Raw genomic sequence first — 15970 nt, 5'->3', positions numbered from 1 at the left:
GCAAGGCCAGGTCGCCGCGGCGAGACATCGCGTTCCGCACAGCGGCAGCGGGCTCGCCCGGTTATCCATGCGGGAGGCACATGAAAGCCGCTTTTCTGACGATGTTCAGGCCCCGGCCCGCGCGTCCACGCAGCCGGCATGGCCGACTGCTCGCCATCGCATTTTTCCTGCTGAATCTGACTGCAACCGCTACTACCGCAGCGTCGCTGCCAATCGGACGAATCAAGCTGCCGCCCGGATTTCACATCGAGGTGCTCGCGGACAACGTGCCTTCGGCACGCGAAATGGCCCTGTCGCCGAAGGGCATTCTGTATGTGGGCAGCATCGACGGCCACGTTTATGCCCTGGAACTGCGCGACGGGCAGGTCACCGCCCGCCATGTAATCGCGTCAGGACTCGACATGCCGGCCGGCGTCGCGTGGCACGACGGGGCGTTGTATGTGTCGGCGGTATCGAAGATTCTGCGTTTCGATGCGATCGACGACCATCTGACCGATCCCCCAAAGCCGGCGGTCGTCACGGACAGATTGCCCACCGCGTATCACCACGGCCTGAAATTCATCGCATTCGGGCCAGACGGCAAGCTGTACGTGCCGCAAGGCGCGCCCTGCAACATCTGCCTGCCCGATCGTGACCATTACGCGATGCTCGGCCGCATGGACGCCGATGGCAGCCACTACGAAACGATCGCGCGCGGCATCCGCAACACGGTCGGCTTCGCGTGGCATCCGGTGACGCACGAACTGTGGTTCACCGACAACGGCCGCGACATGCTCGGCGACGATCGCCCCGACGACGAGCTCAATCGCGCTCCGCGCAGCGGCATGGATTTCGGCTATCCGTTCTGCCATGCGGGCGACATCGCCGACCCGGAATTCGGCAAGGACCACCCGTGCAACGAATTCACGCCGCCGGTCGCGAAACTCGGCGCGCATGTCGCGTCGCTCGGGATGCGTTTTTACACCGGCCCGATGTTCCCGGCCGATTACCGGAACAACATCTTCATCGCCGAACACGGCTCGTGGAATCGCAGCCGGAAAGTCGGATACCGCGTCATGCGCGTGATCGTGGACGCCGACGGCAGCCATCCACGTCAGGAAGTCTTCGCCCAGGGCTGGCTGATGCCGGACGAAAGCGAGTGGGGCCGCCCTGCCGACGTGCTTCCCTTACCCGACGGCTCGCTTCTGATCAGCGACGACTATGCGGGCGCGATCTATCGCATCACCTGGACGGCGCCTTGATCGGCTCACCCAGCCATGCGCACGTGCCAGAAACGACACCCGCACCGGGACCACCGATGTGACCCGCGGCGCGCGCGAAGCGTAGAATGCGCGTCGGCCCGCGCAACTTCTGCGGCATGCGCGCCTGACGCGTCCATCCCGTTGTTTGTGAAATTCAGCCTTAGCCCATGTCCACCGCTGCCTCGCTTTCCCCACGCTTCAAATCCAAGACGATAACCGCCGCGCTCGCGTTCTTCTTCGGCACGCTGGGCGCGCATCGCTTCTATCTGTACGGACTGCGCGATGTATACGGCTGGGCGCATCTGCTCGGCGCGGTGATCGGCGTTCCCGGCTATTTGCTGCTCGTCGCGACCGAACGCGCGTCGACGCTCGGCTGGGTGCTGGTTTTTCCGGGTGCGATCTCGCTGCTCGCGGCGTTCCTGGCGGCGATCGTCTACGGGCTGCGCCCCGACGAAAAATGGGACGCGCAGTTCAACGCGCAGACCGGTAAAGAGAGTCACTCGGGCTGGACCGTGGTCTTCATCGTTATCTTCTCGCTGCTGATCGGCGCGTTCCTGCTGATGACGGGGCTCGCGTTCTCGTTTCAGACGTACTTCGAATCGCAGGTTCAGGCGGCGAAAGCGCTTTCCCAATAAGACGCCAGCGTATCCCGCAACCACGCTAGAAAAGGTTGAGTTGCGGGTTATCCGGTAATGGCGGTTTCGCCATGTCGACCCGGCGAAACTGCGACATATCCAGAATGCCGCGTTGACGCTCGTTCAGGCCAAGCCGTCGGGCTGCATTGTGAAAGCGCTGTTTGAGCAGATCCGCCCAAAGCCCTTCGCCTTTCATCCGCGTCGCGAACGACGCGTCGTAGTCCTTTCCGCCCCGCATGTCTCGCACGCGACTCATCACGCGATCGGCGCGATCCGGAAAATGCGCGGTAAGCCAGTCTTTGAACAACGGCGCGACTTCCCAGGGCAAGCGCAGCACGATAAAACTGGCCGACGACGCCCCCGCCTCCGCGCACGCTTCCAGCACGCGCTCCATGTCCGGTTCCGTGACGAACGGAATCACCGGCGCAATGCTGACGCCCACCGGCACGCCCGCCTCGCTCAACGTTTTGATCGTGCGCAATCGCCGCGCCGGTGTCGCGGCGCGCGGTTCCAGCGTACGGGCGATGTCGGCGTCGAGCGTGGTAATCGTGATTGCCGCCATGACCTGCCCGCGCGCCGCCATGGGCGCGAGCAGGTCGAGATCGCGCTCGATCAGTGACGACTTCGTAATGGCCGCGAACGGATGCCCGCGGTCGTGCAGCACCTGGATGACGCCGCGGGTCAGGCCGAGATTGCGTTCCACCGGCTGCCAGGCGTCCGTATTCACGCCCAGCGCAATGGGCTCGGGAACATAGGATTTCCTCGACAATTCGCGCTCGAGCAAGGCTGCCGCGTTGATCTTGGCGTAGATACGGCTCTCGAAATCCAGCCCCGGAGAAAGCCCCAGATAGCTGTGTGTCGGGCGCGCGAAGCAATAGATGCAGCCGTGCTCACACCCCAGATACGGATTGAGCGACACGTTAAACGGAATGTCCGGCGAGGCGTTGCGCGTCAGGATCGATTTCGCGTGCTCTTCGAAAACCTGGGTGCGCAGTGCAGGCGTTCCGGTTTCTTCATCCGCGGGCGACAGCACCCAGCCGTCGTCGAACGCTTCGCGCTGATTGATCTCGTAGCGCCCCTGCAGGTTCGTGACCGCGCCGCGCCCCTTGAGGGGCGCCGGCGGGGCAATCGGATATTCGTTGGCTGAATCGGTCACGGCATGGAAAGTAAAACGTCGAAGATACTGTATAAATATACAGTATCTTCGACGTTTGTCGAGACCTGCCAGATGGCCAGGCGAATCTCACTCGCCGACGGCGATCGTCAGCGTTTCCTTGATCTCTTCCATGACGACATAGCTCTTCGACTGCACCGCGCCGGGCAGCTGCAGCAGGATGTCGCCGAGCAGTTTCCGGTAGTCGGCCATTTCGCCGATGCGCGCCTTGATCAGATAGTCGAAGTCACCTGATACGAGATGGCATTCCAGCACCTCGGGAATCTTCTGCACTTCGCGCCGGAACTGATCGAACATGTTGCCGCTCTTGTGATCGAGCGTGATCTCGACGAACACCAGCAGCGCCGCCCCCAGCTCAGCCGGGTTCACCCGGGCGTGATAGCCCATGATCACGCCGTCGCGTTCCATGCGTTTGACGCGCTCGATGCAGGGCGTGACCGAGAGCCCCACCTGTTCGGCGAGATCCTTCATGGCCATGCGCCCGTCCTGCTGGAGCAGTTTCAGGATGCGGCGATCCAGCTTGTCCAGGGCGCGGATCGGTTGACGTTGGATTCGCATGGTTTTTCCACTGAAAACGCAAAAAATACGATAACAAAAACTGGTTGATCGTCAATATGATAGCCGTTAACACTGGGTTGACAGCGTAATCCATCATTAATCGAACATTTCGATACCGTCAGCCTTCCGACCTTTCTGGAGAAGTCATGCGAGTCGTCGTTCTGGGCAGCGGTGTCGTTGGCGTTACGAGCGCGTATTACCTGGCGCGCGCGGGTCACGAAGTGACCGTGATCGACCGCGAGGCCGGTCCGGCGCTCGAAACCAGCTTCGCGAACGCAGGGCAGATTTCGCCCGGGTATGCCGCGCCGTGGGCGGCGCCTGGCGTGCCGCTGAAGGCCGTCAAATGGATGTTCCAGAAGCACGCGCCGCTTGCCATCCGGCTCGACGGCACGCAGTTCCAGCTGAAGTGGATGTGGCAGATGCTGCAGAACTGCACGACGGAGCGCTACGCCGTCAACAAGGGGCGCATGGTTCGCCTCGCCGAATACAGCCGCGACTGCCTGCAGGCGCTTCGCGCCGATACCGGCATCCAGTACGAAGGGCGCACGGGCGGCACGCTGCAACTGTTCCGCACGCAACAGCAGCTCGACGGCGCCGCGAAAGACATCGCCGTGCTGAAGGACGCGAACGTCGCGTATGAACTGCTGACGCCTGGTGAACTGGCGCGCGTCGAACCGGCGCTTGCCGCGACGTCGCACAAATTGACGGGCGGCCTGCGCCTGCCCGGCGACGAAACCGGCGACTGCCAGCTCTTCACCACGCGCCTCGCCGCGATGGCCGAAGCGCTCGGCGTCAAGTTCCGCTACAACACGCCGATCGACGCGCTCGCGATGGCCAACGGCCGCATCGCCGGTGTGAAATGTGGCGACGAGATCGTGGTGGCCGACAGCTACGTCGTCGCACTCGGCTCATATTCCACACGCTTTCTCGCGGATGTCGTCAAGATTCCGGTCTATCCGCTGAAGGGTTACTCGATCACCGCGCCGATCGTCGACGCCGCCGCGGCACCCGTTTCAACGGTGCTCGACGAAACGTACAAGATCGCGATTACACGTTTTGACGACCGGATCCGCGTCGGTGGCATGGCCGAGATCGCGGGCTTCGACAAGTCGCTGCGCCAGGCGCGCCGCGAGACGCTCGAAACGTGCGTCAACGACCTGTTCCCAGGCGGCGGCGACACGTCGAAGGCGACCTTCTGGACGGGTCTGCGTCCGATGACGCCGGACGGCACGCCGATCGTCGGGCGCACGCCGGTGCCGAACCTGTTCCTGAACACGGGACACGGCACGCTCGGCTGGACGATGTCGTGCGGCTCCGGCCAGTTGCTCGCCGACCTGATCTCCGGCAAGCAGCCGGCGATCCAGTCGGGCGACCTGTCCGTGCATCGCTATCTCGGCGACACGGGCGCCGCGCACCGGCCGGCGTACGCCTGACGGATTCACCCGATCGCGGTATCGCCGTATCGCTCTACCGCGCAATGAGACATGCTCAAAACAGAACGGCGCCTCTTGTGAGGCGCCGTTCTGTTTTTGTTGGACGCGCGGTCGCAATGCACGCCCGCGCATCAGCCTGGTCCATTCGCGATCAGAACTGGTCTGCATCAAGCGCCAGCACACCCTCATCGCCCTTTGCCGTAACGATCGAAGCTTCCAGCGCCGACGCCTGCGACAGCACGTGTTCCGCGAAGAACCGGGCGGTCGCGATCTTCGCGCCGTAGAACGACGGATCGTCCTCGCGCTTTTCCATCGCGACGAGCAGCGCGCGCGCCATCTGCCAGCCGCCCAGCACGATACCCGCGAGCTTCAGATACGGCACGCTGCCCGCGAATACCGCTTTCGGATCGCGCTTCACATTGGCCACCACGAAGTCGATCGCCGCCGCGAGCGAGCCGTGTCCCAGTTCCAGATAGCGCTTCATCGAGCGGCATGCCGGCGTGTCGTGCCGGCCGAGCGCCCCGATCGTCTGCGCGACGTCCGCGAGCAGCGATTTCGCCACCGCGCCGCCGTCGCGCACCGTCTTGCGGCCAATCAGGTCGTTCGCCTGGATCGCGGTCGTGCCTTCGTAGATCGGCAGGATGCGCGCGTCGCGGTAGTACTGCGCGGCGCCCGTCTCCTCGATGAAGCCCATCCCGCCGTGTACCTGCACGCCGAGACTCGTGACCTCCAGCGAAAGCTCCGTGCTCCAGCCCTTCACGACCGGCACGAGAAATTCATAGATCGCCTGATGTTCGGCCCGCGTCGCCGCGTCCGGATGACGGTGCGCGACGTCGCAGTGCGCGGCCGCGACGTAAGCAAGCGCGCGCGACGCTTCAGTCAGACTGCGCATCGTCGAAAGCATGCGGCGCACGTCCGGATGCTGGATGATCGCCACCGGCTGCTTCGCGCTACCGTCCACCGGACGGCTCTGCACGCGTTCCTTCGCATAGCCGACGGCCTTCTGGTACGCGCGCTCCGACACGCCGACGCCCTGCATGCCGACCGCGAAGCGCGCCGCGTTCATCATGATGAACATGTACTCGAGGCCGCGGTTCTCCTCGCCGATCAGGTACCCGATCGCGCCGCCGTGGTCGCCGAACTGCAGCACCGCCGTCGGGCTCGCCTTGATGCCGAGCTTGTGCTCGATCGACACGCAATGCACGTCGTTGCGCTCACCCAGCGAGCCATCGGCGTTCACGAGGAACTTCGGCACGATGAAGAGCGAAATGCCCTTGACGCCCTCGGGCGCGTTGGGCGTGCGCGCGAGCACGAGATGCGCGATGTTCTTCGCCATATCGTGTTCGCCCCACGTGATGAAGATCTTCGTGCCGAACACCTTGAACGAGCCGTCGCCCTGCGGCTCGGCGCGCGTGCGCACGAGCGCGAGGTCCGAACCGGCCTGCGGCTCGGTCAGGTTCATCGTGCCGGTCCAAACGCCAGCAATCAGCTTCGGCACGTAGGTCTGCTTCTGCGCTTCGGTGCCGGCGGTAAGGAGCGCCTCGATGGCGCCGTCGGTCAGCAGCGGACACAGCGCGAACGACAGGTTCGATGCGTTGAGCATCTCCATGCACGGCGTCGCGATCAACTTCGGCAGACCCTGGCCTTCGTATTCGACCGGATGCTGCACGCCCTGCCATCCGCCTTCGGCAAACTGGCGGAACGCCTCCCTGAAACCGGGCGTCGCGGTGACCACACCGTCTTTCCATGCGCTCGGGTTGCGGTCGCCCTCGACGTTCAGCGGCGCAAGCACCTCGCCGCACAGCTTCGCGGATTCGTCGAGGACGGCCTGCGCGGTTTCCAGACCGGCGTCCTCGAAGCCCGGCAACGTGGCGATGTCTTCGAGACCGGCCAGCTCTTTCATCACGAAGAGCATGTCCTTGAGGGGGGCGTTATACATGTCTGTCTCCTCCTGCCTGCAGTTTAAAAAAGGGGCGCCGGACTACAGGTCCTCGCCCCTTTTGAGTGCTACCAGACGTCCTGTCAAAAGACGCCGTTCATTCGTGCATCATTCAGCACCGCTCAGCCCAGTTCGCTCACCAGTTCCGGCACGACAGTGAACAGGTCGCCCACCAGACCATAGTCGGCGACGCTGAAGATCGGCGCTTCCGGATCCTTGTTGATCGCGACGATCACCTTCGAGTCCTTCATGCCCGCCAGATGCTGGATCGCACCCGAGATGCCCACCGCCACGTACAGTTGCGGCGCCACGATCTTGCCCGTCTGGCCCACCTGGTAGTCGTTCGGCACGAACCCCGCGTCGACCGCCGCGCGCGATGCGCCTAGTGCCGCGTTCAGCTTGTCCGCGAGCGGCTCGAGAACCTTGGTGTAGTTCTCGCCGCTGCCAAGCCCCCGCCCACCCGACACGATGATCTTCGCCGAGGTCAATTCCGGGCGGTCCAGCTTCGTCACCTCGCGGCTCACGAACTGCGACAGGCCCGTGTCGGCGGCGGCTTCGATCTTCTCCACCGTTGCGCTGCCGCCAACGGCTGCAACCGGGTCGAAGCCGGTCGTGCGCACCGTGATCACCTTGATCGCGTCCTGCGACTGGACCGTGGCAATCGCGTTGCCCGCGTAGATCGGGCGCTCGAACGTGTCGGCGCTGTCCACCGCGGTGATGTCGCTGATCTGCGCGACATCCAGCTTCGCCGCGATGCGCGGCGCGATGTTCTTGCCGTACGCGGTGGCCGGCGCGAGGATGTGTGAATAGTGCTTCGCGATGTTGAGCACCGTCGCCTCGACGTTTTCCGCCAGACCCGCCTCGAGTTGCGGCGCGTCGGCCAGCAGCACCTTGCTCACGCCTGCGATCTTCGCTGCCGCGTCCGCCGCGCCCTGCGCGTTGTGGCCCGCCACCAGCACGTGAATGTCGCCACCGATCTTCTGTGCCGCCGCGATCGTGTTCAGCGTCGCCGCCTTGATCGACGCGTTATCGTGTTCTGCTATTACAAGATTCACCAGATTCGTCATTTCGTCCGTCTCCTTACAGCACCCTGGCTTCGGTCTTCAGCTTCTCGACCAGCGTCTTCACATCCGCCACCTTCACGCCGGCGCTGCGCTTCGGCGGCTCGACCACCTTCAGCGTCTTCAGGCGCGGTGTGACGTCCACCCCGAGATCCTCGGGCTTGAGCGTCTCCAGCGGCTTCTTCTTCGCCTTCATGATGTTGGGCAGTGTCACGTAGCGCGGCTCGTTCAGGCGCAGATCGGTGGTGACCACCGCCGGCAGCTTCAGCGACAGCGTTTCGGCACCGCCGTCGACTTCGCGCGACACCGTCGCCTTGCCGTCCGCCACCACCACCTTCGACGCGAACGTCGCCTGCGGCAGGCTGGCCAGCGCAGCCAGCATCTGGCCGGTCTGGTTCGAATCGTCGTCGATCGCCTGTTTGCCCAGAATAACCAGCTGTGGCTGTTCCCTGTCGACCAGTGCCTTCAACAGCTTCGCGACCGCCAGCGGCTGCAGATCCTCGTTCGACTCGATCAGGATCGCGCGGTCCGCGCCGATCGCGAGCGCCGTGCGCAGCGTTTCCTGCGACTGCGTCACGCCACACGACACCGCGATCACTTCAGTCGCCACGCCCGCCTCGCGCAGCCGCACCGCTTCCTCCACCGCGATCTCGTCGAACGGATTCATCGACATCTTCACGTTCGCGATGTCCACACCCGTGCCGTCCGACTTCACCCGGACCTTCACGTTGTAATCGACCACTCTCTTGACTGGCACCAGGATTTTCATGCACACGCTCCAAAGTTACGAATACGTCAACCTGACGGTCATTATAACGACTGCCCTCGCGGCAGCCGCCCGCCGGCTGTCTGCATCGGAAATATCGCTCCTTCACAACGCGACAGGGTTAGCGAACGATCGTTCTATTTTAATATCGAAAAAACCCGGGCGACAAGCCCGGGTTATGACCTATGCCTCTAATTTCGAGATTGCATGCGGTCGGCACTTGCCGTAACTGCCGGACGAGGCGGATAGTCCGGTCTCGCGCCCGTCACGCTCACCGGGCCGGTCAGGCCCGGTGAGCCCTTACCAGGCCGTGATGACAGCGCCGCCGAACTTGCCGTCGATGAACTGCTTCACCTCCGGCGAGTGGTAGGCAGCCACCAGCTTCGCGACCCACGGCTTGTTCCTGTCGGCTTCGCGGATCGCGATGATGTTCACGTACGGACCGTTCGCATCTTCGATCGCGATCGCGTCCTGCTTCGGCTTCAGGCCCGCTTCCATTGCGAAATTCGTGTTGATCGCGGCGGCGTCGACGTCGTTCAGCGAACGCGGGATCTGCGCGGCGTCGAGTTCGACGATCTTCAGCTTCTTCGGGTTCTCGACGATGTCGAGCGGCGTCGCCTTCAGGCCGGCGTCGGCGCGCAGCTTCAGCAGCCCCTGCTTCTGCAGCAACAGCAACGCGCGGCCTCCGTTGGTCGGGTCGTTCGGCACCGCGATCTTCGCGCCGGGCTTCAGCTCGGCGAGCGTCCTGATCTTCTTCGAATAGATGCCCATCGGGTACGTGACGGTATCGGCCACGCGGATCAGCTTGTAGCCACGGTCCTTCACCTGCGCCTGCAGATACGGGTCGTGCTGGTAGCTGTTGGCATCGAGATCGCCGCCGGCCAGCGCCGCGTTCGGCTGCACGTAGTCCGAGAACTCGACGATGTTGATGTTCAGCCCTTTCTTCGCGGCGACCGTTTTGACGACTTCCATGATCTGCGCGTGCGGGCCACCCGTGACGCCGACCTTGATGGTTTCGTCCGCCAGGGCGAGCGTCGCGGCCGATGCGAACAGCGATGCGGCGCCGAACACGGCGGCGAGCTTGAGAACAAAACGACGTTGCATGACTGACCTTTCCAATCTGGATGAGCGGCTTGCCGCGATGGGCGACGCCTTTGTTATTTATGGCTCAAACGACGCACGAGCCAGTCCCCGAACGACTGCACCAGTTGCACGAACACGATCAGGATGACGACGACCGTCAGCATGACCTGCGGCAGGAACCGTTGATATCCATAGCGGATGCCGAGGTCGCCGAGACCGCCACCGCCGATCGCACCGGCCATCGCCGAATAGCCAACCAGTGAAACGAACGTGATCGTGAGGCCGGCGATCACGCCGGGCAGCGATTCCGGCAACAGCACCTTGAAGACGATCTGGCTGGTCGTCGCGCCCATTGCCTGGGCAGCTTCGATGAGACCGCGGTCGACTTCGCGCAGCGCCGTCTCGACCAGACGCGCGATGAACGGCGCGGCGGCGATCGTCAGCGGCACGACCGCGGCGGCCGTGCCGATCGAGGAGCCGACAACCAGGCGCGTGAAGGGAATCACCGCGACCAGCAGAATGATGAACGGCGTTGAACGCACGGCATTGACGACCACACCCATCACGCGGTTCACGCCGACGTTCTGCAGCACGCCGTCGCGGTCCGTCAGATACAGCAGCACGCCGAGCGGCAAACCCGCCAGCGCGCCGACGAGTCCGGAAATGCCCACCATCACGAGCGTTTCCCAGAACGACTGCACGAACATATCGAACATTTCACTCAACATACGACAGCTCCTCGACCACCACACCCTGTTCGCGCAGATACACGATCGCTTCGGCCACCCTGGCTGGCTGGCCACCCGCGAGCACCGCGAGCGAGCCGAACGCCTGACCCTGGATCTCGTCGATCTGGCCGTGCAGGATGTTGAAATCCAGTTCGTAGCGGCGAATCGTCTCCGACAGGATCGGCTGGTCGACACCCGAACCCGTGAACGCGAGACGCAACAGATGACCGCTGCCCGTCTTCAGACGTTCGGCGACGCGCGCCTTCATCGCCGGCGGCAGTTCCTGGGCGATCACATCGCCGATCAGCGCGCGCGTGACTTCGTGATGCGGCTGCAGGAACACATCGATGACCTTGCCCTCTTCGACGACACGCCCGGCGTCCAGCACCGCGACGCGGTCGCAGACCTGCTTGATCACATCCATCTGGTGCGTGATCAGGACCACCGTCAAGCCGAGTTCACGGTTGATGCGCCTCAGCAGATCGAGAATGGAGCGCGTGGTTTCGGGATCGAGCGCGGACGTGGCTTCGTCGGAGAGCAGCACTTTCGGCTTGCTCGCGAGCGCGCGCGCAATGCCGACGCGCTGCTTCTGGCCGCCGCTGATCTGCGCCGGATAACGATCCTTCTGCGCCGACAGCCCGACGAGTTCGAGCAGCGGCAACACCGTCAGCTCGATCTCGGCGCGCTTCATGCCGGCGAGCTCGAGCGGCAGCGCGACGTTCTCGTAGACCGTCCGCGAGGACAGCAGGTTGAAATGCTGGAAGATCATGCCGATCTCGCGGCGCGCCTCGCGCAGTTGCGCGGCGGGCAGCGTCGTCAGATCCCGGCCGTTGACGACGATGTTGCCTTCGGTCGGACGGGTCAGCAGATTGATCGTGCGCACCAGCGTGCTCTTGCCCGCGCCGCTGCGGCCGATGATGCCGAACACCTCGCCAGGCGGAATGGCCAGGTTGACGTTATGCAGTGCTTCGATCCAGCCTTTGGGCCCCGCGAAGCGCTGCGAGATATTGCGAAGTTCGATCATGTAGAAAAACGAAACGGCGGTGCTGTCCGACGAGCGTTTTGCGCTCCGACACCCAGCCGCCGCTACTTTTATTGGGATTTGAGCCGCGATTTTACCGCATCGGCGACATTCCCTTTAATAATCAATTACGATCTTTTCATTACGTTCAGGCATTAGAGAACCGCACCAGGGGGATCCTGGCGCGCGCCGCGCGCCAATGCACCGGCACGCCGCCGACGACGCCCCGCCCGCCGGTGCGCCTCAGATGCCAGCGAGCGCGCGTACGTGCGCGACGACGCTGCGACCGAGCGCCGAGAGGTTGTAGCCGCCTTCCAGCGTGCTGACGATGCGTCCTTTCGCGTAACGGTCCGCGATATCGCGGATCTGCATGGTCAACCACGCGTAGTCGTCTTCGACGAGGCCCATGTTGCCGAGGTCGTCTTCGCGATGCGCGTCGAATCCCGCCGACACGAAAATCATTTCCGGCTTGAACTCATGAAGCCGTGGCAGCCACATCAGGTCGACGGCTTCGCGCATGACCATGCCCTTCGTGCGCGCGGGGAGCGGCACGTTGACCATGTTCGACGCCTGGTTGTCGGCGCCCGTGAACGGATAGAACGGATGCTGGAAGAAGCTGCACATCAGCACACGTGAGTCGCCGGCAAACGCGGCTTCGGTGCCGTTGCCGTGATGCACGTCGAAATCGACGATCGCGACACGCTCGAGGCCATGCACCTCGAGCGCGTGACGCGCGGCAATCGCGACGTTGTTGAAGAAGCAGAACCCCATGGCGCGCGCCGGCTCCGCGTGGTGACCGGGCGGGCGCACGCTGCAGAACGCGTTGTCGTAGCGGCCTTCGATGACGGCATCGGTGGCCGCGACCGCGGCGCCCGCCGCGCGCAACGCGGCCTGCAACGTGTGCGGGTTCATCGACGTGTCCGGGTCGATCGCGGCGTAACCTTCGTCCGGCGAGCACCCTCGAATGTAGTCGACATGCGCCTGCGTATGCACGCGCAGCAGCGCCTCATCGTCGGCGAGCGGCGGCGATTCGCGTTCGATCAGCGAATCGATGCGGCTTGCGATCAGTTGATCTTCGATTGCCTGCAGGCGCGCCGGACACTCGGGATGCCATTGCCCCATTTCATGCAGCAGACAGTCGTTGTGGGAATAGAAGCCGGTTGCCATGAGCGTGTTCTTCTGCCGCCTGGCGATCAACGCCAGCCCGACATGTCTCCGTTCGTTTTCGCGCGCCGCACATGGCACGCGTATCAGGCATCAAGTTACCACAACGGGTCGCCGCGACGCGCTCTGGCCGTGGTTTTGCGAATGCCGTCGGGTATACTGCGCCGAACCCTTCGCACCGAACCGACCCCTGCCCTATGATCGTCAAGCTTGCCCTGTCCGCACGCAACCGGCTTCGCGTAACGCACGTCGTCGCCGCGCTGTCCGTCGCCGCATGTACGTTCATTGCATCGCCCGCGGCGCTGGCGCAGACCACGCGGGCAAAAGCACCCGTGCTCGTCGCGCAGGGCTCACCAGAGCAGCCCGTGCCACAGGGGCAAACGTTCGAAGAAGAGATCGTTCCGCAACGCTACGCGAACAACCCGAACGTCGACGCATTCATCAACGACATGGTTGCGCGCTACGATTTCGATTCCACCACGCTGCACACGCTGTTCGCGCATGCGAGCTATTCGGCAACCGCGGTGAAACTCGTGACGCCTTCGCCGTCGCCTTCGGTGAAGAACTGGCGGGTGTACCAGTCGCGCTTCCTGGATACGGTGCGCATCAACGCGGGGGTGCGCTTCTGGCGCACGAACCAGGCGACGTTGCAGCGCGCGTATGAACAGTTCGGCGTGCCGCCGGAAGTGATCGTGGGCATCATCGGCGTCGAGACCATTTATGGGCGCTACATGGGCAACTTCCGTGTGCTCGACGCGCTCACCACGCTGACCTTCGACTACCCCAACACGCGCAATCGCGCCGACCGTCAGGCGACGTTCCGCAAGAATCTCGAAGACTATCTGGTCTGGACGCGCGACGCGCAGATCGACCCGAACTCGGTGCTCGGCTCGTACACGGGCGCCATCGGCATTCCGCAGTTCCTGCCAAGCAGCATCGTGCAATACGCGGTCGACTTCGACGGCAACAAGCAGATCGACCTGCGCACGAGCCAGGCGGATGCGATTGGCAGCGTCGCGAATTATCTGAAGCAGAACGGCTGGGAAACGGGTCGTCCGGTGGTGTGGAAAATCGCGTCGGACTCGGGTAGCCTGGGCATCGCGCAGGCCGCCGCCGATGGTCAGCCTGAACCGCACTGGCCGCTTCAACAACTGCTGCGCGCGGGGATGCTGATGAACGAGCCGGGGCTCGATGTCGCATCGGAAGCCGGCACGCCGGTCGCGATGATCGACCTGCCGACGCCGGGCCGGGCAACCGAATACATGCTGGGCCTGAAAAACTTCTACGTGCTCACGCGCTACAACCGCAGCTTCTTCTACGCGCTGGCCGTGTATCAACTGGGGCAGCGCATCAAGGCGCAGGTCGCGAGCGAAGCGGCCGCCGGAGCGAATTCGACCGGCGTGCCAGGCGCAGCCGCATCGGGCACGAACTCGCAGTAGCCCGACCGGGCATGAAGAAGGTCACGTCGTAGAATGGAAAAAGCGCCGACCCCGGCGCTTTTTTATTGGCGATACCAGACAGGAACGCTGGCAGCGATCAGGCGGGAAACACCCCGGTCGACAGATAGCGGTCACCGCGATCGCACACGACGAACACGATCGTCGCGTTTTCGACCTGACGCGCGATGCGCAAGGCGACTTCGCACGCGCCTGCCGCGGAGATGCCGCAGAAGATGCCTTCGACGGCGGCCATGCGCCGCGCCATCGCCTCGGCCGCTGCCTGGCTCACGTTCTCGACGCGATCCACGCGGCTGCGATCGAAAATCTTCGGCAGATACGCTTCCTGCCATTTGCGGATGCCAGGAATACGCGAGCCTTCTTCCGGCTGCGCACCGACAATCTCGATCGAATGGTTCTTTTCCTTCAGGTACTGCGATACGCCCATGATCGTGCCCGTGGTGCCCATCGCCGAGACGAAATGCGTGACGCGGCCTTCCGTGTCCTTCCAGATTTCCGGGCCGGTCGTCTCGTAGTGAGCGAGCGGATTATCGGGATTGGCGAACTGGTCGAGGATCGTGCCCTTGCCTTCGCGCTGCATCTGCTCGGCGAGGTCACGTGCGTATTCCATGCCGCCCGTGACGGGCGTGAGAACGATCTCCGCGCCGTACGCCGCCATGCTCTGGCGCCGCTCGACCGACAGGTCTTCGGGCATGACCAGCATCATCTTGTACCCGCGGATCGCCGCAGCCATGGCGAGCGCGATGCCCGTGTTTCCGCTTGTCGATTCGATCAGCGTGTCGCCTGGCTTGATACGACCGCGCTCTTCCGCTTTCCTGATCATCGAAAGCGCCGGACGGTCCTTCACGGAACCCGCCGGATTGTTGCCTTCGAGCTTGCCGAGAATCACGTTGTTGCGGCTACGGATTTCGTCGTCCGGAAGGCGGACGAGTTGAACGAGCGGCGTATTGCCAATCGTGTCTTCAATTGTTTTGTAAGCCATATCGAATATCTGGAAAGCGATGCGCGGAATCTGTCGATTCTAAACCACCATGACCACACCTGCCGGGCGGCCCTCCTGACCGTGTGGACGCACGCGCGTGTCGACGACGCACGGGCCCGCGCACCTGCGCATGAACGCGCGCCTGAAAAACTTGCGGGCGCCAGTCATCGGGTTGACGGCTGAAGGCGCGTTACGCCGTGCTTCACACCAGAAGTGGATGCTCCGCTTTCAGGCAGGCGGCCGCGCGCCTTTCACACGCACGCGGCCACCTGTCTCAGGTTACTTCTTCACCGCGACGGTGGTCGTGCCGTCCTTCTTCGTGTTCGCGGCGGTCGCTGTACCCGCTGCGGCTGGCGCCGGCTTGCCCGACGCGGAAGCCGTGTTCTGCGCACCAGCGGGGCCGACCGCGAGGCCTTCAGACTGGAGCCGCTCGACCGTGTGACCGCCCATGCCCTTTACGCGCTTGCCGAGATCGGCGGCGTCCTTGAACGGGCCGTGCGCGGTGCGCTCGTCGAGAATCGCCTTCGCGCGTGCGGGGCCGATGCCCTTGATGCCGCGCAACGCGTCCTCATTGGCGGTGTTGACGTCCACCGATGCGAATGCGTGACCGAACGAAGCGAGCAGTGCCGCCAGAACCAGAAATTTTTTGAACATGTGGAATCTCCCTTGAACAACCGGCCGGCGACTGCCGCCGACCAGGAGACTCCAGTGTATTAACGCGCAGGAGG

At 63.7% G+C, this 15970-nt stretch carries 15 protein-coding genes; 4 read left to right on the top strand and 11 right to left on the bottom strand.

From position 1 onward, the window contains the following. Positions 1–80 precede the first annotated feature (80 nt). Together BLV45_RS03545 and BLV45_RS03540 are read left to right on the top strand one after the other, a co-directional pair. Positions 81–1241, top strand: a complete 1161-nt coding sequence (locus BLV45_RS03545; protein WP_245753107.1) for a PQQ-dependent sugar dehydrogenase — start codon at positions 81–83, stop codon at positions 1239–1241. Positions 1242–1408: 167 nt separating this feature from the next. Continuing rightward, positions 1409–1876, top strand: coding sequence for an NINE protein (locus BLV45_RS03540; RefSeq protein WP_090529042.1), 468 nt, complete (start codon positions 1409–1411; stop codon positions 1874–1876). A 25-nt stretch (positions 1877–1901) separates the two neighbouring features. Here BLV45_RS03540 and BLV45_RS03535 read toward each other — a convergent pair whose 3' ends face one another. Both BLV45_RS03535 and BLV45_RS03530 read right to left on the bottom strand, forming a co-directional pair. Further along, complete coding sequence (locus BLV45_RS03535) at positions 1902–3032, bottom strand: PA0069 family radical SAM protein (protein ID WP_090529039.1); 1131 nt, start codon at positions 3030–3032, stop codon at positions 1902–1904. 87 nt (positions 3033–3119) lie between these two features. Continuing rightward, positions 3120–3608 (bottom strand): Lrp/AsnC ligand binding domain-containing protein, encoded by a 489-nt coding sequence (locus BLV45_RS03530; RefSeq protein ID WP_090529036.1) that lies wholly within the window; start codon positions 3606–3608, stop codon positions 3120–3122. A 146-nt stretch (positions 3609–3754) separates the two neighbouring features. Here BLV45_RS03530 and BLV45_RS03525 point away from each other — a divergent pair, with 146 nt between their 5' ends. Further along, positions 3755–5041 (top strand): D-amino acid dehydrogenase, encoded by a 1287-nt coding sequence (locus BLV45_RS03525; protein ID WP_090529034.1) that lies wholly within the window; start codon positions 3755–3757, stop codon positions 5039–5041. Between the two features lie 151 nt (positions 5042–5192). Here the strand turns inward: BLV45_RS03525 and BLV45_RS03520 are convergent, their stop codons facing one another. The 7 genes from BLV45_RS03520 to BLV45_RS03490 form a co-directional block, all read right to left on the bottom strand. Further along, complete coding sequence (locus BLV45_RS03520; RefSeq protein ID WP_090529032.1) at positions 5193–6980, bottom strand: acyl-CoA dehydrogenase; 1788 nt, start codon at positions 6978–6980, stop codon at positions 5193–5195. Between the two features lie 122 nt (positions 6981–7102). After that, entirely contained in the window at positions 7103–8038 is a 936-nt protein-coding gene (locus BLV45_RS03515; RefSeq protein WP_090531030.1) for an electron transfer flavoprotein subunit alpha/FixB family protein, read from the bottom strand. Positions 8039–8060: 22 nt separating this feature from the next. Beyond that, positions 8061–8810: an electron transfer flavoprotein subunit beta/FixA family protein gene (locus tag BLV45_RS03510; RefSeq protein ID WP_090529030.1), complete on the bottom strand. Its 750-nt coding sequence runs from the start codon at positions 8808–8810 to the stop codon at positions 8061–8063. A gap of 297 nt (positions 8811–9107) precedes the next feature. Then, positions 9108–9911 (bottom strand): MetQ/NlpA family ABC transporter substrate-binding protein, encoded by an 804-nt coding sequence (locus BLV45_RS03505; protein WP_090529027.1) that lies wholly within the window; start codon positions 9909–9911, stop codon positions 9108–9110. A 53-nt stretch (positions 9912–9964) separates the two neighbouring features. After that, positions 9965–10618 carry a methionine ABC transporter permease gene (locus tag BLV45_RS03500; protein WP_090529024.1) on the bottom strand — a complete coding sequence of 218 codons (654 nt, stop codon included), beginning with the start codon at positions 10616–10618 and terminating at the stop codon, positions 9965–9967. Beyond that, positions 10608–11642, bottom strand: a complete 1035-nt coding sequence (locus BLV45_RS03495; RefSeq protein WP_090529021.1) for a methionine ABC transporter ATP-binding protein — start codon at positions 11640–11642, stop codon at positions 10608–10610. The genes BLV45_RS03500 and BLV45_RS03495 overlap by 11 nt, the downstream gene beginning before the upstream one ends. Before the next feature lie 240 nt (positions 11643–11882). Further along, entirely contained in the window at positions 11883–12806 is a 924-nt protein-coding gene (locus tag BLV45_RS03490) for a histone deacetylase family protein (RefSeq protein WP_090531027.1), read from the bottom strand. Between the two features lie 194 nt (positions 12807–13000). Here BLV45_RS03490 and mltB point away from each other — a divergent pair, with 194 nt between their 5' ends. Beyond that, the gene (gene mltB, locus BLV45_RS03485; protein ID WP_090529018.1) at positions 13001–14242 is read left to right on the top strand and encodes a lytic murein transglycosylase B; all 1242 of its coding nucleotides are present in this window, start codon (positions 13001–13003) and stop codon (positions 14240–14242) included. 97 nt (positions 14243–14339) lie between these two features. On the opposite strand, the gene cysM is transcribed toward mltB, so the two are convergent. After that, the gene (gene cysM, locus BLV45_RS03480; protein WP_090529014.1) at positions 14340–15242 is read right to left on the bottom strand and encodes a cysteine synthase CysM; all 903 of its coding nucleotides are present in this window, start codon (positions 15240–15242) and stop codon (positions 14340–14342) included. A gap of 279 nt (positions 15243–15521) precedes the next feature. Continuing rightward, positions 15522–15896 carry a ComEA family DNA-binding protein gene (locus BLV45_RS03475; protein WP_090529011.1) on the bottom strand — a complete coding sequence of 125 codons (375 nt, stop codon included), beginning with the start codon at positions 15894–15896 and terminating at the stop codon, positions 15522–15524. Positions 15897–15970: the final 74 nt, after the last annotated feature.

The organism is Paraburkholderia sartisoli, assembly GCF_900107685.1.
Classification (GTDB): domain Bacteria; phylum Pseudomonadota; class Gammaproteobacteria; order Burkholderiales; family Burkholderiaceae; genus Paraburkholderia; species Paraburkholderia sartisoli.
This window is presented reverse-complemented; position numbering and strand designations above follow the sequence as displayed.